Consider the following 23,031-nt stretch of genomic DNA (forward strand, 5'->3'; position numbering starts at 1 on the left):
AAGGAGAGGTAGCAGCCATGGACTGGCGTCACAACGCCGTTTGCCGCGAGGAAGACCCCGAGCTCTTCTTCCCCATCGGCAACACCGGTCCTGCGCTGCTGCAGATCGAGGAAGCCAAGGCCGTCTGCCGTCGCTGCCCGGTGATCGAGCAGTGTCTGCAGTGGGCGCTCGAGTCCGGTCAGGACTCCGGCGTCTGGGGTGGTCTCAGCGAGGACGAGCGCCGCGCCATGAAGCGCCGCGCCGCCCGCAACCGGGCCCGTCAGGCCTCCGCCTGACACACCCACCCCTGCTGACAGCCTGAGCTTGGCGGCGCGCACACCACGTACGCATCTCCCGCCCCCGAGCCGCAGCGCGCAGTATCCCCCGATGCCGCTAGCGATTTAGCAGAGCAGCAACGAGCACGAGCCTCGGACCGACGAACGGTCCGAGGCTTTTTGCTGTGCCCAGGAGTTCTGGGCCCCGTGCTTCCGCATCGGCTACTTCTGTGCGCACACCGGAATGTCGAGGATCACCCGGGTCCCCCGCTCCGGCGCCGGGACCATGTCGAACGAGCCGCCCAGCTCGCCCTCCACCAGCGTCCGTACGATCTGCAGGCCCAGGTTGCCCGCGGTCTTCGGGTCGAAGCCCTCGGGCAGGCCGACGCCGTCGTCCTGGACGGTGACCAGCAGCCGGGCCTCCCGGGTGGTTCCGCCGCGGACCGCGGAGACCTCGACCGTGCCGGTGTCGCCCTCGCGGAAGCCGTGTTCCAGGGCGTTCTGCAGGATCTCGGTGAGGACCATCGACAGCGGGGTGGCCACCTCGGCGTCGAGTATCCCGAACCGCCCGCTGCGCCGGCCGGTCACCTTGCCCGGCGAGATCTCGGCGACCATCGCCAGCACGCGGTCGGCGATGTCGTCGAACTCCACGCGCTCGTCCAGGTTCTGGGAGAGCGTCTCGTGCACGATCGCGATCGAGCCGACCCGTCGCACGGCCTCCTCCAGGGCCTCCCGGCCGCGCTCGGAATCGATGCGCCGGGCCTGGAGGCGCAGCAGCGCGGCGACCGTCTGGAGGTTGTTCTTCACCCGGTGGTGGATCTCCCGGATGGTCGCGTCCTTCGTGATCAACTCGCGCTCGCGGCGGCGCAGTTCCGTGACGTCCCGGCACAGCACCAGGGAACCGATGCGGGTGCCCTTGGGCTTGAGCGGGATGGCCCGGAGCTGGATCACCCCGTCGTTGGACTCGATCTCGAACTCGCGCGGCGCCCAGCCGCTCGCCACCTTGGCCAGCGCCTCGTCCACCGGACCCCGGGTCGGGGCGAGTTCGGCGGTGGTCTGCCCCAGGTGCTGGCCGACCAGGTCGGCGGCGAGGCCGAGGCGGTGGTAGGCGGACAGGGCGTTCGGAGAGGCGTACTGGACGACGCCGTCCGCGTCCAGCCGGATCAGGCCGTCGCCGACGCGCGGCGAGGCGTCCATGTCGACCTGCTGGTCCGGGAAGGGGAAGGAACCGGCCGCGATCATCTGCGCGAGATCGGAGGCGCTCTGGAGATACGTCAGCTCCAGACGGCTCGGGGTGCGGACGGTCAGCAGGTTGGTGTTGCGGGCGATCACGCCCAGGACGCGGCCCTCGCGCCGTACGGGGATCGACTCGACCCGTACGGGGACCTCTTCGCGCCACTCCGGGTCGCCCTCGCGCACGATCCGGCCCTCGTCCAGCGCCGCGTCCAGCATGGGCCGCCGGCCGCGCGGGACCAGATGGCCGATCATGTCGTCCTGGTAGGAGGTCGGGCCGGTGTTGGGGCGCATCTGGGCGACCGAGACGTACCGGGTGCCGTCGAGGGTGGGGACCCACAGGACCAGGTCGGCGAAGGAGAGGTCGGAGAGCAGCTGCCACTCCGAGACCAGCAGGTGGAGCCACTCGAGATCGGAGTCGTCGAGGGCCGTGTGCTGGCGTACGAGTTCGTTCATGGAGGGCACCCTGCGAGCGTACCTGGGTGGCCGGATCTGGCCGAAAAACACCCGCGGGCCGCGGCGCCTGGGAGGGACCCTCAACCCACCCGGCACCGCAGCCCGGAGCATCATCGGCCGTGGGGTGTGCGGTCCCAGTCGGCCGAAGGTCGAGGAGCCGGGGCAGTCAGGGCAGAGAGCTCCGGTTCCTCGGTCCGCCTTCCTGTGCGGGGAAAGCGGAGGCTGTGCAGCTGTTTCCCTGTGCATTGTGGACTAGACCACTCGGCCTGTCCATGGGTGCGGGGGCGTGCGCCAACGACTACTGGCACCCGATGCCATGAAGCCTAGCCCGCCGGGGTCCACTGCGGGGCCAGATGGCGACGGCAATTTCCGCGAATACCTCCCGAGGCACCCTCCCCTTCCGCCCCTTCTCCCCCGCGCCACCGGCCCCCGATTCTGTTAGATTGGTCTAAACCACATAGACCTCAGAACGGCAGGCCCAGCGTGGAAGTTGTCATCGTTCCGGACGCGGCGGCGGGTGGCGAGCTGATCGCCGAGGCCATGGCCCAGCTGCTGCGACGCAAGCCCGACGCCCTGCTCGGCGTGGCCACCGGCTCCACCCCGCTGCCCGTCTACCAGGCGCTGACCGCCAAGGTGCGCTCCGGCGCCGTGGACGCCTCGCGGGCGCGGATCGCGCAGCTCGACGAGTACGTGGGGCTGCCGGCCGAGCACCCCGAGTCCTACCGTTCGGTGCTGCGCCGGGAGGTGCTGGAGCCGCTCGGGATAGGCATGGGCCAGTTCATGGGCCCGGACGGCACGGCCGCGGACATCCCGGCGGCGTGCGAGGCGTACGACCGGGCGCTCGCCGCGGCGGGCGGCGTGGACCTCCAGCTGCTCGGCATCGGCACGGACGGGCACATCGGGTTCAACGAGCCCTGCTCCTCGCTCGCCTCACGCACCCGGATCAAGACGCTGACCGAGCAGACCCGCATCGACAACGCCCGCTTCTTCGACGGCGACATCGACCAGGTCCCGCACCACGTCATCACCCAGGGCATCGGCACCATCCTGGAGGCCCGGCACCTGGTGCTGCTCGCGACCGGCGAGGGCAAGGCGGACGCGGTGGCGGCGACGGTCGAGGGGCCGGTCGCGGCCGTGTGCCCGGCCTCCGCGCTCCAGCTGCACCCGCACGCCACGGTGGTCGCCGACGAGGCCGCCGCGTCCAAGCTGAAGCTGGCCGACTACTTCCGCCACACCTACGCCGACAAGCCGGAGTGGCAGGGGATCTGAAGGGGGTCCAAGGAGACCCAGAACCGGTGCGGCAGGGCGTCCAGGCCCTGCCGGCCATCGATGGACTAGACCAACACTGAGTGCAACGGTATACAGAGGGGATCACGGAGCGTGCGGGTGGAGCCTCACGCGCGAAGCCGTGCCACGATGTGAGCCGTGGCCGATGTCTGTCGGTCGCTTTCGGCAGCCGGAGCCGGGAAGGCAGAGCATGAGCACCGACGTCAGCAGTGCGGAGAACGAGGCCGGGACGAACGTCCGTACCGCGCGCGTGCCCAAGTACTACCGCCTGAAGAAGCACCTGCTCGACATGACGGAGACGCAGGCGCCCGGCACGCCGGTCCCGCCCGAGCGCACGCTGGCGGCCGAGTTCGACACCTCCCGCACGACCGTCCGCCAGGCCCTGCAGGAGCTGGTCGTCGAGGGCCGGCTGGAGCGCATCCAGGGCAAGGGCACCTTCGTCGCCAAGCCGAAGGTCTCCCAGGCGCTGCAGCTCACCTCCTACACCGAGGACATGCGCGCCCAGGGCCTGGAGCCGACCTCGCAGCTGCTGGACGTCGGCTACATCACCGCCGACGACCGGCTCGCCGAGCTGCTCGACATCACGCCCGGCGGACGCGTGCTGCGCATCGAGCGGCTGCGCATGGCCAACGGCGAGCCGATGGCCATCGAGACCACCCATCTCTCCGCCAAGCGCTTCCCCGCCCTGCGGCGCTCCCTCGTGAAGTACACGTCCCTCTACACCGCGCTCGCCGAGGTCTACGACGTCCACCTCGCCGAGGCCGAGGAGACCATCGAGACCTCCCTGGCCACGCCCCGCGAGGCCGGCCTGCTGGGCACCGACGTCGGCCTGCCGATGCTGATGCTCTCCCGCCACTCCCTCGACCGCGAGGGCAAGCCGGTGGAGTGGGTGCGCTCGGTGTACCGCGGGGACCGCTACAAGTTCGTGGCGCGGCTGAAGCGGCCGTAGCGCAGTCGAGGTAGCGGATATTGGACGCTCACGCGCGTCTGATGATTGAGTACGCTCCGTCAATACAGCACAGCGTGATGATATTTGGGGGAGCCGCGTGAGCCCTGCTTTGCCCGTGGCAGTCGCCGATGCGGGGTTGGCCGAAGACCTCACCCGGAACATGGAACTGGCCGAGCAGCACCTCCTCGCCTCGGTGGAGTCGGACCACGGCCTGCTCACCGAGTCCGCTCGCCATCTGATCAACGCCGGCGGAAAGCGGCTGCGGCCCTTTCTGGTGCTCCTGGGCTCGCAGTTCGGGGAACAGCGGGACGAGCGCATACTGTCGGCCGCCGTCGCGATGGAACTCACCCACATCGGCACGCTGTACCACGACGACATCATGGACGAGGCCACCATCCGGCGCGGCGTGCCGAGCGCGCACGCGCTGTGGGGCGGCAAGGTCGCCGTACTGACGGGGGACTTCCTCTTCGCCCGCGCGTCACGGCTCGTGGCCGAGCTGGGCGAGTCGGCGATCCAGCTGCACGCCAGGACCTTCAGCCGGCTCTGCGTGGGGCAGTCGGCCGAAACGGCCGGCCCCCAGTCGCAGGACGACCGGCTCCACCACCACATCGGCGTCCTCAGCGACAAGACCGCCTCCCTCTTCTCCGCCTCCGGGGAACTCGGCAGCGCGCTCGCGGGGGCGCCCGGTGAGGTCACCGCGGGCATCAGCCGGGCCTGCGAGGCCTGGGGCATCGCGTACCAGCTCCTGGACGACGTGCTCGACGTGACGAGCGAGACCGACGAGAGCGGCAAGCCCGCGGGCGCCGACCTGCGCGAGGGCGTCCCCACCCTGCCCATGATCTTCGCGCTGCGGTCCGCCCTGCCCGCCGACCAGCGCCTCGTGGAGCTGCTCACCTCCGGCCGGCTGACCGACCCTGACCTGCACTCCGAGGCCCTGGCACTGCTCCAGGAACACCCGGCGATCGACATGGCCCGCGCGGAAGTGCAGAAGTGGGCGAACCTCGCACGGCGGGAGATCCGCGCGCTGCCCGGCTGCCCGGCACGGGACGTCTTCGAGTCGCTCTGCGACTACGTGGTGAACAAGACCCAGTCAACTACCCGTCGCTAGAGCGACGGGCTTGCACAACGGGCGTCACTGGCTGTGGCGCTGCGTTTGCGTCCAGCCCCGCCCCGCTGCTGCGGTGGTGGGGCGGGGGCCGTTGACTGGGCCCCGCGTCGCCACAACTCCCGCGCGCGGGCGCGGATGTTGCGGGAGCCGTTCCGGTCCGCGTGCGCAACGACGCCGCAGTTCCGGCAGGCGAACCGGGCCTGACTGACCCGGTTCGCCTTGTCGATGTGCCCGCAGTCGGCGCAGGTGCGGGAGGTGTACGCCGGATCGACATACACCACCGGCACCCCCACCCGGCGGGCCTTGTACGCGATGAACGCCCCCAGCTGGGCGAAGGACCAGCTGGAGTGGGCGGCCCGTTGGGGCTTGCGAAGCCGTACCCGCTCGCGGATGCCCATCAGGTCTTCCAGGGCGATCCCGCGACCGGTGCGTTCAGCCTCGGCCACCACATGTTTCGCGATCTTGTGGTTGATGTCCCGCGCCCGCCGCGCCTCCTTACGCCTGCGCTTCTTCAGCCGACGTTTCGCGGACGGGGTGTTCTTCTTCTGCAGCTTGGTGCGCAACTTCCGCTCCCGCACCCGGACGCGGTTCAATTCACGTCCGGCCATGATCTCGCCGTCACTGGTGGTAGCGATGTTCACGATGCCCAGGTCAATGCCGAGGAAGTCCACGCGATCGGTGTTCGATTCCCGCTCCGGGATCTCGCAGGTGGCGTTGAGAAACCACATGTCGTCCCGGCACACGAGATCGGACTCGCCCTTGCGGTACAGGGCCAGGGTGGCCAACTGCTCAGGGCCAGCGGTGAACCCCACGTCCTTCACCCGCCCGTGCACGGTCCAGATCGACACCCGCCGCTCGCCGATCTGCCAGGACAGCATCCGGTCGTCGTACGGCTGCGCGCTCTGCGGCCGGAAGACGACCGGCTTCCCAGTCGCCTTGCGGTGACGCTTCGATCCCGGATTCCCAAGGTTTCCTGCCTTCAGGTTGGCCTTCATCACCGCGTACGCGTCACACGTCTTCTTGATCACGTGCTGGGCGGCCTGCGCACCCAGCCCCCACCGGGCCTTGATCTCGCCGTAGGTGTGCTCGCGCAGCGCGAAGTTCCGCTTCACGCCCTTCTCGAACGCCACACCGCTTGCCCAGGTGGCCGCCTCGTTGCAGGCGCGCAGCGTCGCCTCAAGCGCCGCCGCCTGCACGGGCGTCGGCAGCAGCTTCACCTGCACCACCAGCTTCACGATCACCCAACGTATACATGCGTACGACCGCCTACCGCATGTTCACCACCCATCACCCAAATCGGTGAGCCAGGCATCACATGACAGGCGACACTGGCCTCGCGGGCCACAGCATCCGGCCGCTGCGCGGCCTGGCACACACCAGCGACACCACGGTGTTCCCCGCCTCCCAAGAACCCGCTGAACGCAGACCATTCGGCACACCAGAACGCACACCAACTCCAGGTACCGAGATTCGGACGAGGTCTTCCGCTTCCGTGATCCCGTCGCCTACATTGCCTGCGCATTACACGGGTGATCAACACCCGGGTGATCAACGAGGGTACGGAGGCGCGGCATGTCCGAAACACCTGAAGTGAGACCCCCGCTCGTCACACCGATCCGGATGATCATCGGCCTGTGCCTCGCCGCGCCCTTCGTGGCGATGCTGTGGGTCGGCTCCTACGCCAAGACGGACCCGGCGTTCATCGGGATCCCGTTCTTCTACTGGTACCAGATGCTCTGGGTGCTGATCTCCACCGCGCTCACGGTGACCGCGTACCGACTGTGGCAGCACGACCAGCGCTCCCGCGCCGCTCAGAAGGGCGGTGCTGCCCGGTGAAGAACGGCGTCAACGGCGTCGCGCTCGGCGTCTGCATCTTCTTCTTCCTGGCCGTCACGGTCATGGGCTTCCTCGCCGCACGCTGGCGCAAGGCGGACGACGAGCACTCGCTGGACGAATGGGGCCTGGGCGGACGGTCGTTCGGCACCTGGATCACCTGGTTCCTGCTCGGCGGCGACCTGTACACGGCGTACACCTTCGTCGCCGTACCGGCAGCGGTCTACGCGGCGGGCGCGGCCGGCTTCTTCGCGGTGCCGTACACGATCCTGGTCTACCCGCTGATCTTCACCTTCCTGCCCCGCCTGTGGTCGGTGTCCCACAAGCACGGCTACGTGACGACCTCGGACTTCGTGCGCGGCCGGTTCGGCTCCAAGGGCCTGTCGCTGGCCGTGGCGGTCACCGGCATCCTCGCGACGATGCCGTACATCGCGCTCCAACTCGTCGGCATCCAGGCGGTGCTGGACGTGATGGGCGTGGGTGGCGGAGAGAGTGCGAACTGGTTCGTGAAGGATCTCCCGCTGATGATCGCCTTCGGTGTCCTCGCGGCCTACACGTACTCCTCGGGCCTGCGCGCCCCGGCGCTGATCGCGTTCGTGAAGGACGCCCTGATCTACATCGTCATCGCGGTGGCGATCATCTACATCCCGATCAAACTGGGCGGGTTCGACGACGTCTTCGCCAAGGCGAGTCACGCGCTCAGCCAGGTCAACCCGGCGACCGGCAAGCCACACGGCGCGCTCACCCCGCCGGAGGCGGGCCAGTGGACGTACGCCACGCTGGCGCTCGGCTCCGCGCTGGCCCTGTTCATGTACCCGCACTCGATCACCGCGACCCTGTCGTCCAAGAGCCGTGAGGTGATCCGCCGCAACACCACGATCCTGCCGCTGTACTCTCTCATGCTCGGCCTGCTGGCCCTGCTGGGCTTCATGGCGATCGCGGCCGGAGTGAAGGTCACCAACGCACAGTTGGCGATCCCGCAGCTCTTCGAGGACATGTTCCCGGACTGGTTCGCGGGCGTGGCCTTCGCGGCGATCGGCATCGGCGCACTGGTGCCGGCGGCGATCATGTCGATCGCGGCGGCGAACCTCTTCACCCGCAACATCTACAAGGACTTCATCAACCCCGACGCGACGCCCCGGCAGGAGACCCGGGTCTCCAAGCTCGTGTCGCTGCTGGTGAAGGTGGGCGCGCTGGTCTTCGTCCTCACCATGGACAAGACAGTGGCCATCAACTTCCAGCTGCTGGGCGGCATCTGGATCCTGCAGACCTTCCCGGCGCTGGTCGGCGGCCTGTTCACGCGCTGGTTCCACCGCTGGGCGCTGCTCGCCGGCTGGGCGGCCGGCATGGTGTACGGCACGGTCGCCGCGTACGGGATCGCCTCCCCGACACAGAAGCACTTCGGCGGCAACGCCAAGGAGATCCCGGGCATCGGTGAGATCGGCTACATCGGCCTGACGGCGTTCGTGCTCAACGTGGCGGTCACGGTCGCCCTCACCCTCGTCCTGAAGGCCGTCAAGGCCCCCGAGGGCCTGGACGAGACGCGGCCGGAGGACTACACGGCGGACGCGGGCGATGCGGGGGCACAGGCGGAACTGGCTCCCACTGCAACCCCCTAGGACTTCCACACGCACAGCGGGCCGCCGAAAACCACGCACCACGGCGGCCCGCTGTCGTACCCACTCACGGACCCTCCTCGGCGGCGTCGCCTTCGTGCCGTCCGGCGGTCCGGTGGCCGACATCGCCCGTCGCGGCGAGGCCGAGATCCGGATGCCGGCCGTCGCCCACGCGGCCCGCGGCCGGGGCGCCGGCGAGGCCCTCGTACGCGCCTGCGTGCAGCGCGCACGGGCCACCGAGGGCTGCACGGCGGTCGTCCTGTCGACCCAGCGCACCATGCACACCGCCCACCGCCTCTACGAACGCCTGCGCTTCGTCCGCGTGCCGGAACGGGACTGGAACCCCGTCCCGGAACTCGACGACGTCACTCTCCTCACCTACGAGTTGACGCTGTGAAGCCGTCGCGCCACGCATGAGACACAACATGTGGGGGTGCCACGACAGCCCGGCACTAGATGTATGCTCGTCCTCGCTGTCGCCGCAGGGGAATCCGGTGCGAATCCGGAACTGTCCCGCAACGGTGTACTTGTGCGTGGCCGCCTGAAGCGGAACGCACTCGCGTCAGTCCGAGGACCTGTCGGCAGCGTGCGCCCGGCCGTCCGGTCCGGGTGTCTTCAGACGTCCGGGCCTCGCGGAGTGGGCTGGTGGACGCGACGCCGTGCGCGCTCGTGCCGTCCCCTGCCCTCCGCCAGGCCCCGTGCCGAGCGAGGGAGAGCCCCACGTGACCATCGCGCCAGCCGAACCGGCTTCAGCCACCCAGGCGATCGCGGCCCCGGTGGAGAACGACGGTCCCGGTACCGCGCTGCTGCGGACCCTGACCGAGCTGACCGCCGACCTCCCTGACGCCGACCCCGGCCGGGTCGCCGCCGCCGCGCTGCGCGGCCGGTCCGCGAACGGGGCCGTGCCGGATGTCATCGCGGAGTTGCGCGAGCTGGCCACGGAGGCCGCCGCCGGTCTCATCTCCGAGGACCCCGCCTACTCCCGGCTGGCCGCCCGGCTGCTGACGATCTCCATCCGCGCCGAGGCCGCCTCGCAGGGCGTGACGACCTTCACCGAGTCCGTCGCCGTGGGCCACCGCGAGGGCCTCGTCGCCGACCGCACCGCCGAGTTCGTACGGCTGCACGCCGAGCGGCTCGACGCGCTGGTCGACGTGCACGCCGACGACCGCTTCGGCTACTTCGGCCTGCGCACCCTGCACAGCCGCTACCTGCTCCGGCACCCGATCACCCGCAAGGTCATCGAGACGCCCCAGCACTTCATGCTCCGGGTCGCCGCCGGGCTCGCCGAGGACGACACCCTCCGTTCCGTCGACGAAGTCGCCGCGCTCTACGGGCTCATGAGCCGGCTCGACTACCTGCCCTCCTCCCCCACGCTCTTCAACTCCGGCACGCGGCACCCGCAGATGTCGTCCTGCTACCTCCTCGACTCCCCGCTGGACGAGCTGGACTCCATCTACGACCGCTACCACCAGGTGGCCCGGCTCTCGAAGCACGCCGGCGGCATCGGGCTGTCGTACTCCCGGATCCGCAGCCGCGGTTCGCTCATCCGTGGCACCAACGGGCACTCCAACGGCATCGTCCCGTTCCTGAAGACCCTGGACGCCTCGGTGGCCGCCGTGAACCAGGGCGGCCGGCGCAAGGGTGCCGCGGCCGTCTACCTGGAGACCTGGCACTCCGACATCGAGGAGTTCCTGGAACTGCGGGACAACACCGGTGAGGACGCCCGCCGGACGCACAACCTGAACCTCGCGCACTGGATCCCGGACGAGTTCATGCGCCGCGTGAACGCCGACGAGCAGTGGTCGCTGTTCTCCCCGGCCGACGTGCCCGAGCTGGTCGACCTGTGGGGCGCGGAGTTCGACGCCGCCTACCGCAAGGCGGAGCAGGCGGGCCTCGCGAGGAAGACCATCCCGGCCCGCGACCTGTACGGCCGCATGATGCGCACCCTCGCGCAGACCGGCAACGGCTGGATGACCTTCAAGGACGCCGCCAACCGCACCGCGAACCAGACGGCCCTGCCGGGTCATGTCGTCCACTCCTCCAACCTCTGCACGGAGATCCTGGAGGTCACGGACGACGGCGAGACGGCGGTCTGCAACCTGGGGTCGGTCAACCTCGGTGCCTTCGTGGCCGACGGGGACATCGACTGGCAGCGCCTCGACGAGACCGTCCGCACCGCCGTCACCTTCCTCGACCGGGTCGTGGACATCAACTTCTACCCGACCGAGCAGGCCGGGCGGTCGAACGCCAAGTGGCGTCCCGTCGGCCTCGGCGCGATGGGCCTTCAGGACGTCTTCTTCAAGCTGCGTGTGCCCTTCGACTCGCCGGAGGCCAAGGCGCTCTCCACGCGGATCGCCGAGCGGATCATGCTCGCCGCGTACGAGGCCTCCGCCGACCTGGCCGAGCGCAACGGCGCGCTGCCGGCCTGGGAGAAGACCCGTACCGCCCAGGGCGTGCTGCACCCCGACCACTACGACGTGGAGCTGACCTGGCCGGAGCGCTGGGCGGCGCTTCGCGAGCGGATCGCCTCCGTCGGCATGCGCAACTCGCTGCTCCTCGCGATCGCCCCGACCGCCACCATCGCCTCCATCGCGGGCGTGTACGAGTGCATCGAGCCGCAGGTCTCCAACCTGTTCAAGCGCGAGACGCTGTCGGGTGAGTTCCTCCAGGTCAACTCGTACCTGGTGCAGGACCTGAAGGACCTGGGCGTGTGGGACGCGCGCACCCGTGAGGCGCTGCGCGACTCCAACGGCTCGGTGCAGGACTTCGCGTGGATCCCGGAGGACGTGCGCCGGCTGTACCGCACGGCGTGGGAGATCCCGCAGCGCGGGCTCATCGACATGGCCGCGGCCCGCACCCCCTTCCTCGACCAGGCGCAGTCCCTGAACCTGTTCATGGAGACGCCGACGATCGGCAAGCTCTCCTCGATGTACGCGTACGCCTGGAAGTCGGGCCTGAAGACGACGTACTACCTGCGCTCCCGCCCGGCGACCCGGATCGCCCGCGCGGCCCAGGCGCAGGCCAAGACCCCCATCCCCGTGCAGCAGGTCGCCGACCCCGACGCCGTCGCCTGCTCCCTTGAGAACCCCGAGTCCTGCGAGGCCTGCCAGTAATGTCCACCCGTAACACCAAACTTCTCGACCCGGGCTTCGAGCTGACTCTGCGTCCGATGCGCTACCCGGACTTCTACGAGCGCTACCGGGACGCCATCAAGAACACCTGGACCGTCGAGGAGGTCGACCTCCACTCGGACATCGCCGACCTCGCGAAGCTGACGCCCGCCGAGCAGCACCTCATCGGCCGGCTGGTCGCCTTCTTCGCGACGGGCGACTCGATCGTCGCGAACAACCTGGTGCTGACGCTGTACAAGCACATCAACTCCCCGGAGGCGCGCCTGTACCTGTCGCGCCAGCTGTTCGAGGAGGCCGTGCACGTCCAGTTCTATCTGACGCTGCTCGACACCTACCTCCCGGACCCGGACGACCGCGCCGCCGCCTTCGCGGCCGTGGAGAACATCCCGTCCATCCGCGAGAAGGCCGGGTTCTGCTTCAAGTGGATCAACGAGGTCGAGAAGCTCGACCGCCTGGAGACCCGGGCCGACCGCCGCCGCTTCCTGCTCAACCTCATCTGCTTCGCCGCGTGCATCGAGGGCCTGTTCTTCTACGGCGCCTTCGCATACGTCTACTGGTTCCGGAGCCGGGGTCTGCTGCACGGCCTGGCCACCGGCACCAACTGGGTGTTCCGGGACGAGACGATGCACATGTCCTTCGCCTTCGACGTGGTCGACACGGTCCGCAAGGAGGAGCCGGACCTCTTCGACGACGAGCTCCAGCAGCAGGTCACCGACATGCTGAAGGAGGCCGTCGACGCCGAGCTGCAGTTCGCGCGCGACCTGTGCGGTGACGGCCTGCCGGGCATGAACACCGACTCGATGCGGCAGTACCTGGAGTGCGTCGCCGACCAGCGCCTCACGCGCCTCGGCTTCGCCCCGGTGTACGGCTCGGAGAACCCGTTCTCCTTCATGGAGCTGCAGGGCGTCCAGGAGCTGACCAACTTCTTCGAGCGCCGTCCGTCGGCGTACCAGGTGGCGGTCGAGGGCACCGTGGACCTGGACGAGGACTTCTGAGTCCTCTGAGTCCGCCCTTCCCTCACACCTACCGGCGCGCGTTCCGGGGCCCTGAGGCCGCCTGAGCGCACGCCGGTACCAGGTGTGGGTCGTGCTGTGTGCCGCGTCCGTGTCCGTGTCCTACCAGGACACGGGCGTCAGCAGCAGCTTGTGCGGGCGCAGGGTGATGCCCACCCGGGTCGTGTCGTTCGACCCGCTGACCTGCTCGAAGCGGTACTTCGCCGAGATCGCCGCGGTGATCAGGGTCAGCTGGGTGGTGGAGAAGTGGTCGCTGGGGCACTTGCGGTTGCCCACGCTGAAGGGGCTCATGGCGTACCTGGGCACCTCCTTGGACCGTTCCGGCTGCCACCGGTCGGGGTCGAAGCCGAGGTTGTCGGCGTAGGAGCGGCCGTCGCGCTGGACGGCGTAGGGGCTGTAGACGATGTCCGCCCCAGCCGGAATGCGATAGCCGCCGAGTGCGGTATCGGTCACCGCGCGGCGCGTCAATATCCATACGGCGGGCCGCAGCCGCATGGACTCCGTGACGACATTGTTGGTGTACGTGAGCCGGCGGACGTGCTCGAATCCGACCGGCCGGCCTCCCGTCACGGATTCGACCTCCGCGCGCACCTTCTCGGCGTGTTCCGGATGTTCCGCGAGGACCTGGAGCAGCCACATGATCGTGGAGGCGACTGTTTCACTGCCGGGGGTGAGTATCGCGACCACCTGGTCGTGGATCTCCTGTTCCCCGATGGGGTCGCCATTGTTGTCCTTCGCTTCCAGCAAGGCCGTCAGCAAATCGTCCGGCCTTTGACCAGATGCCCTGCGCTCGGCGACGATCTCGTCGACCAGGAGATGCAAATCGGCCAGTGCCCGGTTGAATTCGCGGTTGGCCGGAAACGGCAGCCGGTACAGCGGTCCGAGCGGGATCACCATCCGGCGGTACATACCACGGAAAACGGTGGCGAGGTCGATGCTCAGCCGTTCCGCGCGCTCGTCCATGTACTCGCCACGCAGCAGGCAGCGGGCGGCGATGCGGACGGCGACCCGGAAGGACTCGGAGGTGCAGTCGATGGTCTCGCCGGGCTGCCAGCGCTCGGTCAGCGCGTGCGCCTCCTCCTCCATGACCGAGCCGTAGTTCGGTATCGCGTCCAGGCGGAACGCGGGCTGGATGGTGCGTCGCTGGCGGCGGTGCCGGGGGCCGTTGGCGGTGGCGACGCCCTCCTTGCCGAGCAGTCCTTCGAGGGACTCCCACAGCGGGCCGTCGATCTTGTAGTCGGGGCTGAGGGCGAGGGCTCCGGTGAGCGCCGGCGTGGTGACCGCGTACACCGTCTTGGGGCCCAGTTTCAGGCGTACGACCTCGCCGTCGTCGCGTAGTCGGGACATGAAGGCGAGCGGGTCGCGGACCAGTTTCAGGCCGTGCCCGAGGACCGGCACGGCGCCCCCGGCGAGCGGCGGCTCCCGCAGTTCCCGCGCCTCCTGGGTCACGGGCTTCACAGACTCGACGGTCATGACTCACCTGCCGTTTCGTTGTTGACGTACGGGGGCGTGGACCGGTCGTCCCAGCTGTCGACCATGTAGCGGCCGGATTCGTGATGGAACCAGTAGACGGAGCTGAACCAGTTCCGCATGAAGCCGACACAGGTGCGTACGGCGGTGCTCAACTCCTTGCCGCTCATTGTGCCGTCGGCAAGTGCGTCGGCGAATTGCAGGGCGCCCTGTTCGACTTCAAGGAATTCTGCGATGCATTTCTCGACGCGCCGCCGCAAGTCGTCGACGGCTTCTTCGAGGCTCATTCCCTCATGGGTGATGAGGGAGATTCCGAGATTGTGGACCTCGTCGCCCGCTATTTCCTTCGGCAGTGAGCAGAGGTCGTTGTACCAGGCGGCGAATTCCTGACTCAGCAGTGCCGCCCGGCGATAGGCGGGGTTTTTCCTTACGGCGTCGGGCAGTTCGATCCCGGCGCTCGGTTCCAGCAGGTCCGTCCATATCCAGTGGGCGAAGGTGAGGCGGCGCAGCGCGAGGTATTCCTCGACCCCGGGAATGTATCCACTGGTGCGGTTGTGGAACTCGCGGTCGTAGGCCTCGATCACCGCATGGAAGTGCCGCGCGAAGCGCTGGTTCCAGGTGCGCGGCAGGAACGAGAACAGCCGCAGCACGCTGTCCGCGAAGCCCGCCACCAGCGGGTCCGGATGGTGCAGGTGGTGCCGGGGCGCATCGGTGGCGGCGTGCAGGCGGTGCCTGAGCCTGCGCCAGTCACCGGCCCGGCCGTGGACGACGTCACGGTCGTGGCGGTCGTCCCAGACGAAGAACCATGCGCTGTAGTCGGCTATGGCCTGCAGAACCTCGTCGGAGGCCCCGGTGTAGTAGCCCGCCATGAGGTCGGTGTAGCACAGGCCATCGGCATATTCCTGCACCTTGTCCGCCGGCATCAACCGTTTTTCCAGCAGCCACAGCCGGGTCTTGTCCTGTAGCTGGGGCCAATACGGGTGCAGTTGCCGGGGAAAGGCAGACTCGATCACCGGGAGTGCCAGTGAGGGTGGGACTACGACCGCCGTGGGCGTCACTGTGGTGCTGTGTGGGAAAGCTTGCACGAACAAACCCCTCTCAGCCGCCAGGAGGCTCACGCCCCTCCCGTTGTGCCGGGCGTGCGCCGTTGCGTATCCCCGCACTTCCCATTCAGCACCACAACTGACCGCCATGGGAACGGATTTGCTCCACTCACTACCCCAAGGTGCCGAGAATCCCCCTTGTGTGACTGATTAAGGATCACTAGAGACGCAGAAGCGACCGCATGTACGAAGTACGGACGCGCGAACGACAGCAACATGAAGGCGCCCGGCCGGGAGAGATCCCGGCCGGGCGCCCAACAGCCCTGAGCTGCCTAGTCGTTGGCGACCACGGGGTAGCGTGGCTCGTTCTCGGCCATCTGCCGCAGCGCGTCCTTGCGGTCCCGCTTGGAGAGCCGGTCGATGTACAGGTAGCCGTACAGGTGGTCGGTCTCGTGCTGCAAACACCGCGCGAAGTAGCCGGTGCCGCGGACCCTGATCGGGTTGCCCTTCTCGTCCTGGCCGGTCACCTCGGCGTAGTCGGGACGCGCGAGCGGCGCGTACGCCGTGGGCACGGAGAGGCAGCCCTCGTTGCTCTCGTCCAGAAGGCGCTTGTCGGCGGGCAGGTCGACCAGCTTCGGGTTGCAGACCACGCCGACGTGCCGCTTGCCCTCGTCGTCCTGGCAGTCGTAGACGAAGACCTTCAGGTCGACGCCGATCTGGTTGGCGGCCAGGCCCACGCCCTCGGCGGTGCGCTGGCTGGCGAACATGTCGGCGACCAGCTGGTCCAGCTCGGGGCCGAACTCGGTGACGTCCTTGCACTCCCTGTGCAGGACCGGGTTGCCGACGACCGTGATCGGCCGCGAGGTGCCGCGCTCGCGCCAGGCCTGCTCGCGCTCCTCGCAGTCCTCCGTGTCGACGACGTAACCCTCGTCATCGACGGGGAGCACGCCCGCGTGCTGCTGATCGGTGTCCTGCTGCGCCATGACCGACGTACGCCTTCCTGCAAAAAAGGGGTGTGATGCTGATACAGGGTACGGCGATCCCTCAGCAGACCTCTTCCAAGTCACGCCAATCCCTGGAATCCGGGCTGTCCGCGACCCACCCGTCCAGCAGCCCCCTGACCAGCGCGGCCGGTGCGGCGACGCCACACTCGCGCTCCGGCACCCACAGCTGTCCGTCGGTGCGGTGGCCCAGGGGGCCGGGGTGGCCCGGCTCGCTGTGGTCGTGGGGGTCGAGGTGCACCCCGTCGCCCTCGTCGGACGGCATCCGTGACTCCGAGCACATCCGGCACAGCAGCCGCACCGAGGAGGACCAGTCCTCCGCGGCGAACCCGGCGTCGGCCGCCAGCTGCTCCAGGGCGTCCCGGTCGGCCTCGGTGTCCGCCTCCAGCAGGACCACCCAGGTCGGCACGGGCGAGGGCGCCCACAGCTCGATCTCGTCGAAGACGGGATACGCGTGCCCGGCGGACGTGGTGCGCTCGCCGTGCGGGACGCCGTCGTGCAGCACGACCTCGCCCCAGCGCCGCCCGGAGGAGGGCAGCGGAATCGAGAGAACCTCGATCCGCGCCGGATCGAGCCTGCGGCCCCACACGACCTCGGCCTCGCCCTCCGGGGACAGCCGTACGGCCGCGCTGCCCAGCTCCATGCCGAGCGGTTCCCCGGCCTGGGTGGCCCCGCCGGGCACCTTCAGCCCGTAGGCCTGCCAGGCGCGACGGGCCAGCGGCCAGTCCTGCAGGGCGGTGGCCGCGATGCCGACGTTCCACCAGTCCGGCGCCCCGGACTCCCGGTCCAGGAGGGCCACGGCACGCAGTCCGGCGGCGCGGGCCTGTTCCCAGTCGTGCCGGAACTTGTGCAGCAGGGCCAGGTTGAACCAGGACTCCGCCAGCCAGGGTTCCAGGTCGGCGGCGCGCGTCAGCAGCTCGCCCGCGTCCTCGTACCGGCCGTCGCCGATGAGCGTGAACGCGCGGTCGGTGGCCTGCCGCCAGGAGGCGGAGGGCCGGTGCCGTCCCTTGCCGAAGATCCTCACGATTCCCGCCTGCCAGTTCCAGTTCCGCACAGTGGGCTGGCTTGTGCCCCCGGACACCCTCTCCCTCGCATCCAACCACGTACGGTGGGAGAGCCGCTCATTACCCATGGGTTACCCAGCCTTGGGCAGGGTCAGACAGTCCCGGGACAGGACCCTGGCCAGGGCCTCCACGACCTCGGGCGCGTACTGGCCGGCGGTGCCGAGCCGCAGTTCCTCCAGGGCGTGCAGCGGCCCGTCGGGACCGGCGTCGCGGGCCTTCTCCTCGTAGGCGTTCACGGCACGCACGATCCGCGCGGCGACCGGCTGCTCCCGGTAGGGGTCGGCCTGCCGCTCCACGACGACGGCGACGGCCGTGGCCACGCCGGTCTGCCGGACGACGGCCCCGCCGAGCAGGGCGATGCGCCGCTGCTCCTCGGGCGGCAGTGCGGCGGTGGCCCCCGCCGGGACAGGGTCGACGAGGCTGAGCTGGCCGATGTCGTGCATGAGGGCCGCGTACTCCAGGACGGTCAGCGCGGGCCCGGACAGCCCGAGGTCCCGGCCGACGGCGAGACTGAGCACGGCGACCCGGCGGGCGTGCCCGGACGGGGTGTATCCGGCTATCTCGGTGGCGCGGGCCAGGGAGGCGATGGTCTGCCGGTAGGTCGCGCGGACGGCGGTGTACCGGCGCAGCGAGAGCTGGGTGAGCAGCAGCGGCAGGCAGAAGACGGGCAGCGCCCACAGTCCGACGACAGCGACCGCGAGCGCCATCACCGCGCCGGTCGCGCAGACCGCCGAGCCGATGCCGAGCAGTCCGCTCAGTTCGTCGCGGAGCAGCGGTCCGAAGGGCCAGCCGGTGCGGGAGTGGGCGAGGGCGGCGGCGAGGACGGCGTCGCACAGCGCGGTCAGGCAGAGCAGGGCGAGCAGCAGCAGGGCGTAGGAGGGGCCGGTCCAGGCCGCGAACGCGCCCTCGTTGTACAGGGGTTGGAAGCAGACGGCGGTGAAGCCGACGGTGAGGATGCGGCGGGCGAGGTGATCCAGGGTGGGCGTGCGGCCCTGCCAGATGTGCGGGACGGCGCCGAGCAGGGCGGCGGCGAGGACGACGGTGACGACCTGCGCCGCGCCGTGCCGGGTGGGCGCTCCCGCGTCGGCTCCCAGCAGGGCGTACGACAGCGATCCGGCGGCGCCGAGCGGCGCGGCCTGCTTCAGGTGCGGGCCGCTCCACCGGGACAGCTCGCCGACGGCTATGAGCAGCCCGAAGGCGAGCGCGACGCCCCGCTGCTCTACGCCGGTCCACAGGGTGACGGCGAGGGAGACGGCGGCGGTGAGGGCGGCGGAGCCGTGGATGAGCCGCAGGGCGGTCACCGGGATGCCCCGGTGTCGCTGCGCGCGGGCTCGGCGGGCGGGGTCGCGCCCGGGACCGGCTCCTCGGCGGTGACCGTGGGATGCCAGCCGCCCCCGTGCTCCAGGGCCCGGACGAGCGCCCCGACCATGCGCGGATCGAACTGGGCGCCCGCGCACCGCTTCAGCTCCGTGACCGCCGTCTCGACGGAGCGGGCGCGGCGGTAGGAGCGGGTGGAGGTCATGGCGTCGAAGGCGTCGGCGACCGCGACCACGCGGGCGCACTCGGGGATCTGGTCGCCGGCCAGGCCGTACGGGTAGCCGCTGCCGTCGAGCCTTTCGTGGTGGTGCAGGATCGCCGCGCGGGCCTCGCCGAGGAAGGAGATCCCGCGGACCATCTCGTGCCCGTACTCGGGGTGCAGCTCGATGATCCGCCGTTCCTCGGGGGTGAGCGGGCCGTCCTTGCGCAGCAGCCGGGTGGGCACGCCGAGCTTGCCGACGTCGTGCAGGATGCCTGCGAAGCGCAGCACCTCGACGCGTTCGTCGTCCATGCCGAGTTCGCGGGCGATCAGTACGGAGGCCTGGCCGACGCGCTCGCTGTGGCCGCGCGTGTAGCCGTCCTTGATGTCGACGGCCTGCACCAGGGCGCGGATGGTGGCCTGGTGGGCGGCGCGTTCGCGGTGGTACTGGGCGAAGATCCAGCAGGAGACGCCCATCGGCAGCAGCACGAGCAGGGCGGCGACGGGTCCGTACGGGCTGCGCCACAGCACGGCCATCATCAGCCCGGCCAGCCCGTGCACCGCGACCGGTGCGAGGGAGCGGGAGAGCAGCCCGCGCCAGGCCCGCCGCAGCGGCACCCGCCCGGCCGCCGCGAGCATGCCGCCGTCCAGCACGGTGAGCACCAGGCAGAAGGCGAGGACGGCCGCCCCGGCGGGCACGAGGGCGTACGGGAAGTCGCAGCCCACGACGGCGTCCCGGCCGCCGAGCGTCTCGTGCACCCGGGCGGCGCCCCACACGGCGAGCGAGGGCTGCGCGGCCCGCCACACGCGGCGCAGCGGCGCCGCCCGGTGCTCCGCGGGGTCCACGGGGGACAGCAGGGCGGCGGGCAGCGGGACGAGCGCCGCGGCGGGCGGGGGCAGCAGGAACGCCCCCGTCAGCAGGACGGGGTAGAAGGTGCCGCAGCAGCGGCGCCGTACGACGTGCTCGCAGGCCGCGTAGACCGCCGCGAGCAGGGCAAGTGCCCACCAGGGGGTGCGGGCGTCCGGCAGGGGCAGTGCGCAGAGCACGGCGAGCAGGGCTACGCAGGCCACGTAGCCGCGCGCTCTCGCCGGTAACGCCTCCATCGCCCCTCCCCCGACCGTGCCTGTCCAGGCGACCGTGCCCGTCCAGGCTCGGAGCCTAGGGCGGGGATCGGGGGGTGCGGGGGCCTATGAGCCGAGGATTAGCACGTTCGGGTGATGGCCCGCGAGCCGTGACGGGCCGTGGACGAGCCCTTGGGCTCAGCCCTCCTGCGGTGTGGCGGTGATGTCGTGCTCGGGGACGGCCTGCCCGGAGCGGATCAGGTCGATCCGCCCCATGACCTTGGCGCGCAGGTCCGAGGGCACATCGTCATGCCCGCAGCACCGCTTGACCAGCTTCTTCACGGCCTGCTCCAGGCCGTACTTCTCCAGGCACGGCGAGCATTCCTCGAAGTGGTGCTCGAACTTGGTGCAGTCGGAGTCCGGCATCTCGTGGTCCAGGAACTCGTAGAGATGGTCGAGGACCTCACTGCAGTCAGTCTCGTGCGGCTCTCCGCAGCTCATGAGCCCGAGCCTTTCGCTTCGTTCGACTCTCCGGCGCCCGCCGGGACCAGCCCGCGCTCACGCGCGTAGTCCTCCAGCATGCCGCGCAGTTGACGGCGGCCCCGGTGCAGCCGGGACATCACCGTACCGATGGGTGTCCCCATGATGTCCGCGATCTCCTTGTACGCAAAGCCCTCTACGTCCGCGAGATACACGGCGATGCGGAACTCCTCGGGAATCGCCTGCAGCGCTGCCTTCACGTCCGAGTCGGGCAGATGGTCGAGCGCCTGCGACTCGGCGGAGCGCAGACCGGTCGACATGTGCGACTCGGCGCGGGCCAGCTGCCAGTCCTCGATCTCCTCGGCCGCGCTGCGCTGGGGTTCGCGCTGCTTCTTGCGGTACGAGTTGATGAAGGTGTTCGTGAGGATCCGGTACAGCCACGCCTTGAGATTGGTGCCCTCACGGAACTGGTGGAAGGACGCGTACGCCTTGGCGTAGGTCTCCTGCACCAGGTCCTCGGCGTCGGCCGGGTTGCGCGTCATGCGCAGGGCGGCCGAGTACATCTGGTCGAGGTATTCGAGCGCGTCCCGTTCGAAGCGCGCACTGCGCTCCACGGCCGACTCGGAGCCCGGCGCGGCGTTCGTCGCCGCGTCCGTCCCTGCGCTCATGCCCTGGCCCTCGGGCAGCTCCGCCTGGCCGTTGTCGGTCCCTGCGTCGGTCCCAGTGACCGGACCCACCTCCTCAAGATCCCGGGCAGGACCGAAGCCGGTCCCACTCGTTTCGGAGGATAGAACACGACCCGTGCCTCCCGCCGCTCGAATAGGAGCGGTCTTGGCCGCGTGCAGCACCGTCCAGTCCAGGTCAGTGCGGCTGCTGCGGCTCGGGCAAATGGTCGAACCCATGCGGCGGACTTCCTCTCCTACGACACCTACGGCACCGGTGCTGAGGCCTCAGCACTTCCGCCCCGCACAACAGCGCTCCGCCGCGTGGCATTCCCGGGGGTCACCCGAGTGACGCGATCCACCTCGTGACGCCCTCGGTGACCAGCTCCAGCGCCCGCTCCTGGGTGAGCTCCGCGCGCTTGGGCACGGCGAAGGCGTGATCGCCGTAGGGCACCTCGACCAGCTCGAACGCGCCCTCCGGAAACTCGGCCGGCTTCCCGAAGGGGTCGTTGCCGCCCTGCACGACCAGCGTGGGCACCCCGGCCCCGAGCAGTTCGTCGGCGCGGGACCTCTCCGGCTTGCCCGGCGGGTGCAGCGGGAAGCTGAGCGCGAGCACGGCACGGGCGCCCAGCTCGGTGGCCGTGCGGCAGGCGACGCGGGCGCCGGCGCTCCGGCCGCCGGAGATCACCGGCAGCTCCATCCCGGCCAGCGCGGGCCAGATGCCGCGCCAGGCTGTGTCCAGGGTCTTCGGCGCGGGCGCGACCTTCTTGCCCGCGACCCGCCAGGGCTGCTCGACGAGGGCCACGGTCACACCGTGGTCCGGGAGCACCCGGGCCAGGGCCTGGAGGTCCCGCGCCTCGACGCCGCCGCCGGCCCCATGGCTCATGGCCAGGACCAGCCGTGCGCGCTTCGCCCGGTGCCAGGTGACGCGTGCGGTCCCGGCGTCCGTCTCGACAATCTCGATCACGCTAGAAGAGTGTGCCCGCTTCCGGTGCCGCCAGCTCCTCGAGCAGCTCCGGGCCGTTGTTGCGGACGTTGCTGACGGCCGTGGGGACCGGGTAGGCGCGCATCAGGCCGGGCGGCGGCGGGGTCAGCAGGGTGCGCAGGTCGTCCGGGTCGGTGCGGGCGGGGTCCAGCCAGGCGTCCCAGCGGTCCGGGGTGAGCATGAGCGGCATCCGGGGGTGGATCTCGGCGAGGGTGTACGGGCCCTCGGCGGGGGCGACGGCCAGCGGGGTCGTCTCCGCCTCGGTGGTGATCACCGAGCAGGTCACCCACCAGGCCTGCGGGTGGTCGTCGGGCAGCGTCCGGTCGCGCCAGAACTCGTACAGGCCGGCCATCGCGAACACCGAGCCGTCGGCGGGCAGCACGAAGTACGGCTGCTTGCGGGGGCGCTTCTTCTTCCCCTCGACCTCCAGGTCCCGCTCATCCTTGCCGGTGACCCACTCGTAGTAGCCGTCGGCGGGCAGGATGCAGCGGCGGGCGGCGAAGGCGCGGCGGTAGGAGGGCTTCTCGTGCACGGTCTCGGCGCGCGCGTTGATCATCCGGGCGCCGCCCTCGGGCGTCTTGGCCCAGGACGGGACGAGCCCCCACTTCAGCTTGCGCAGCTGGCGAACCGGACGCGGGTCTTCCGCGTCTTTCAAGGGACGGTCGAGGACGGCGTAGACCTCCTTGGTCGGCGCCACGTTGTAGTCGGGCTCCAGGGTCTCCTCCGGCTCCCACTTCTCGATCTCGAAGATCCCCGCGAGATCCTCGGGCCTACGACTGGATGCATACCGTCCGCACATACGTGCCACACTGCCAGGCCCACCCGTCACCCGACCACCGCCCCTCAACGACGGCGCTACAGCCGACCC

The 23,031-nt window shown here is 70.0% G+C and carries 20 protein-coding genes, 1 pseudogene and 1 riboswitch; of the genes and pseudogenes, 9 read left to right on the forward strand and 12 right to left on the reverse strand.

All coding sequences use genetic code 11. From position 1 onward, the window contains the following. Positions 1-17: 17 nt before the first annotated feature. Positions 18-275 carry a WhiB family transcriptional regulator gene (locus tag ACWD35_RS15955; RefSeq protein ID WP_003992873.1) on the forward strand — a complete coding sequence of 86 codons (258 nt, stop codon included), beginning with the start codon at positions 18-20 and terminating at the stop codon, positions 273-275. A 201-nt stretch (positions 276-476) separates the two neighbouring features. On the opposite strand, the gene ACWD35_RS15960 is transcribed toward ACWD35_RS15955, so the two are convergent. Continuing rightward, a complete protein-coding gene (locus ACWD35_RS15960) occupies positions 477-1,943 on the reverse strand; it encodes a sensor histidine kinase (RefSeq protein WP_451351823.1) in 1,467 nt (488 codons plus the stop codon). A gap of 483 nt (positions 1,944-2,426) precedes the next feature. Here ACWD35_RS15960 and nagB point away from each other — a divergent pair, with 483 nt between their 5' ends. The 3 genes from nagB to ACWD35_RS15975 all read left to right on the forward strand — a co-directional run bounded on the left by nagB (position 2,427) and on the right by ACWD35_RS15975 (position 5,287). Continuing rightward, positions 2,427-3,212, forward strand: a complete 786-nt coding sequence (gene nagB, locus ACWD35_RS15965) for a glucosamine-6-phosphate deaminase (protein ID WP_451351824.1) — start codon at positions 2,427-2,429, stop codon at positions 3,210-3,212. A gap of 208 nt (positions 3,213-3,420) precedes the next feature. Continuing rightward, on the forward strand, positions 3,421-4,179 hold the full coding sequence (locus ACWD35_RS15970; RefSeq protein WP_451351825.1) for a GntR family transcriptional regulator: 759 nt from the start codon (positions 3,421-3,423) through the stop codon (positions 4,177-4,179). Positions 4,180-4,294: 115 nt separating this feature from the next. Beyond that, on the forward strand, positions 4,295-5,287 hold the full coding sequence (locus ACWD35_RS15975) for a polyprenyl synthetase family protein (RefSeq protein WP_451351826.1): 993 nt from the start codon (positions 4,295-4,297) through the stop codon (positions 5,285-5,287). Here ACWD35_RS15975 and ACWD35_RS15980 read toward each other — a convergent pair. Then, positions 5,284-6,522, reverse strand: coding sequence for an RNA-guided endonuclease InsQ/TnpB family protein (locus ACWD35_RS15980; RefSeq protein ID WP_451351827.1), 1,239 nt, complete (start codon positions 6,520-6,522; stop codon positions 5,284-5,286). The two genes, ACWD35_RS15975 and ACWD35_RS15980, sit on opposite strands and share 4 nt — an antisense overlap. A gap of 337 nt (positions 6,523-6,859) precedes the next feature. On the opposite strand from ACWD35_RS15980, the gene ACWD35_RS15985 reads away from it, so the two are divergent. From ACWD35_RS15985 to ACWD35_RS16005, 5 genes and pseudogenes are all read left to right on the forward strand, one after another. Beyond that, positions 6,860-7,123, forward strand: a complete 264-nt coding sequence (locus ACWD35_RS15985; RefSeq protein WP_451351828.1) for a DUF3311 domain-containing protein — start codon at positions 6,860-6,862, stop codon at positions 7,121-7,123. Next, positions 7,120-8,739 carry a monocarboxylate uptake permease MctP gene (mctP, locus tag ACWD35_RS15990; RefSeq protein ID WP_451351829.1) on the forward strand — a complete coding sequence of 540 codons (1,620 nt, stop codon included), beginning with the start codon at positions 7,120-7,122 and terminating at the stop codon, positions 8,737-8,739. The genes ACWD35_RS15985 and mctP overlap by 4 nt, the downstream gene beginning before the upstream one ends. 73 nt (positions 8,740-8,812) lie before the next feature. Continuing rightward, a pseudogene (locus ACWD35_RS15995) lies at positions 8,813-9,133 on the forward strand (GNAT family N-acetyltransferase); the annotation flags it as partial. 63 nt (positions 9,134-9,196) lie between these two features. Further along, a riboswitch (cobalamin riboswitch) is annotated at positions 9,197-9,333 on the forward strand. 125 nt (positions 9,334-9,458) lie between these two features. Next, a complete protein-coding gene (locus ACWD35_RS16000) occupies positions 9,459-11,849 on the forward strand; it encodes a ribonucleoside-diphosphate reductase subunit alpha (protein WP_451351830.1) in 2,391 nt (796 codons plus the stop codon). Beyond that, the gene (locus tag ACWD35_RS16005) at positions 11,849-12,862 is read left to right on the forward strand and encodes a ribonucleotide-diphosphate reductase subunit beta (RefSeq protein ID WP_451351831.1); all 1,014 of its coding nucleotides are present in this window, start codon (positions 11,849-11,851) and stop codon (positions 12,860-12,862) included. Before ACWD35_RS16000 ends, ACWD35_RS16005 begins: the two co-directional genes overlap by 1 nt. Positions 12,863-12,982: 120 nt before the next feature. On the opposite strand, the gene ACWD35_RS16010 is transcribed toward ACWD35_RS16005, so the two are convergent. From ACWD35_RS16010 to ACWD35_RS16055, 10 genes are all read right to left on the reverse strand, one after another. Further along, positions 12,983-14,353 (reverse strand): bifunctional albaflavenone monooxygenase/terpene synthase, encoded by a 1,371-nt coding sequence (locus ACWD35_RS16010; RefSeq protein WP_451351832.1) that lies wholly within the window; start codon positions 14,351-14,353, stop codon positions 12,983-12,985. Further along, positions 14,350-15,435, reverse strand: a complete 1,086-nt coding sequence (gene cyc1, locus ACWD35_RS16015) for an epi-isozizaene synthase (protein ID WP_451352003.1) — start codon at positions 15,433-15,435, stop codon at positions 14,350-14,352. The genes ACWD35_RS16010 and cyc1 overlap by 4 nt, the downstream gene beginning before the upstream one ends. A gap of 290 nt (positions 15,436-15,725) precedes the next feature. Next, positions 15,726-16,376 (reverse strand): peptide deformylase, encoded by a 651-nt coding sequence (gene def / locus ACWD35_RS16020; protein ID WP_451351833.1) that lies wholly within the window; start codon positions 16,374-16,376, stop codon positions 15,726-15,728. Positions 16,377-16,437: 61 nt separating this feature from the next. Beyond that, the gene (locus ACWD35_RS16025; RefSeq protein ID WP_451352004.1) at positions 16,438-17,418 is read right to left on the reverse strand and encodes a tetratricopeptide repeat protein; all 981 of its coding nucleotides are present in this window, start codon (positions 17,416-17,418) and stop codon (positions 16,438-16,440) included. A gap of 111 nt (positions 17,419-17,529) precedes the next feature. Further along, positions 17,530-18,759 carry an HD-GYP domain-containing protein gene (locus ACWD35_RS16030; protein WP_451351834.1) on the reverse strand — a complete coding sequence of 410 codons (1,230 nt, stop codon included), beginning with the start codon at positions 18,757-18,759 and terminating at the stop codon, positions 17,530-17,532. Then, the gene (locus ACWD35_RS16035; RefSeq protein ID WP_451351835.1) at positions 18,756-20,078 is read right to left on the reverse strand and encodes an HD-GYP domain-containing protein; all 1,323 of its coding nucleotides are present in this window, start codon (positions 20,076-20,078) and stop codon (positions 18,756-18,758) included. Before ACWD35_RS16035 ends, ACWD35_RS16030 begins: the two co-directional genes overlap by 4 nt. Positions 20,079-20,234: 156 nt before the next feature. After that, positions 20,235-20,537, reverse strand: a complete 303-nt coding sequence (gene rsrA / locus ACWD35_RS16040; RefSeq protein ID WP_451351836.1) for a mycothiol system anti-sigma-R factor — start codon at positions 20,535-20,537, stop codon at positions 20,235-20,237. After that, on the reverse strand, positions 20,534-21,253 hold the full coding sequence (locus tag ACWD35_RS16045; RefSeq protein WP_451351837.1) for a sigma-70 family RNA polymerase sigma factor: 720 nt from the start codon (positions 21,251-21,253) through the stop codon (positions 20,534-20,536). The genes rsrA and ACWD35_RS16045 overlap by 4 nt, the downstream gene beginning before the upstream one ends. A gap of 265 nt (positions 21,254-21,518) precedes the next feature. Further along, positions 21,519-22,145 (reverse strand): alpha/beta hydrolase family protein, encoded by a 627-nt coding sequence (locus tag ACWD35_RS16050; RefSeq protein WP_451351838.1) that lies wholly within the window; start codon positions 22,143-22,145, stop codon positions 21,519-21,521. 1 nt (position 22,146) lies between these two features. Further along, complete coding sequence (locus ACWD35_RS16055) at positions 22,147-22,962, reverse strand: SOS response-associated peptidase (protein ID WP_451351839.1); 816 nt, start codon at positions 22,960-22,962, stop codon at positions 22,147-22,149. Between the last annotated feature and the right edge of the window lie 69 nt (positions 22,963-23,031).

This window comes from Streptomyces sp. NPDC002671 (assembly GCF_053592475.1).

Bases quoted from the DNA above. Each gene is read 5' to 3' on its own strand.
- ACWD35_RS16005 (WP_451351831.1), top strand. From the start codon at position 11,849: ATGTCCACCCGTAACACCAAACTTCTCGACCCGGGCTTCGAGCTGACT.
- ACWD35_RS15985 (WP_451351828.1), top strand. From the start codon at position 6,860: ATGTCCGAAACACCTGAAGTGAGACCCCCGCTCGTCACACCGATCCGG.
- ACWD35_RS16010 (WP_451351832.1), bottom strand. From the start codon at position 14,353: ATGACCGTCGAGTCTGTGAAGCCCGTGACCCAGGAGGCGCGGGAACTG.
- rsrA (WP_451351836.1), bottom strand. From the start codon at position 20,537: ATGAGCTGCGGAGAGCCGCACGAGACTGACTGCAGTGAGGTCCTCGAC.
- ACWD35_RS15960 (WP_451351823.1), bottom strand. From the start codon at position 1,943: ATGAACGAACTCGTACGCCAGCACACGGCCCTCGACGACTCCGATCTC.
- ACWD35_RS15955 (WP_003992873.1), top strand. From the start codon at position 18: ATGGACTGGCGTCACAACGCCGTTTGCCGCGAGGAAGACCCCGAGCTC.
- ACWD35_RS15970 (WP_451351825.1), top strand. From the start codon at position 3,421: ATGAGCACCGACGTCAGCAGTGCGGAGAACGAGGCCGGGACGAACGTC.
- ACWD35_RS16035 (WP_451351835.1), bottom strand. From the start codon at position 20,078: ATGGAGGCGTTACCGGCGAGAGCGCGCGGCTACGTGGCCTGCGTAGCC.
- ACWD35_RS16055 (WP_451351839.1), bottom strand. From the start codon at position 22,962: ATGTGCGGACGGTATGCATCCAGTCGTAGGCCCGAGGATCTCGCGGGG.
- def (WP_451351833.1), bottom strand. From the start codon at position 16,376: ATGGCGCAGCAGGACACCGATCAGCAGCACGCGGGCGTGCTCCCCGTC.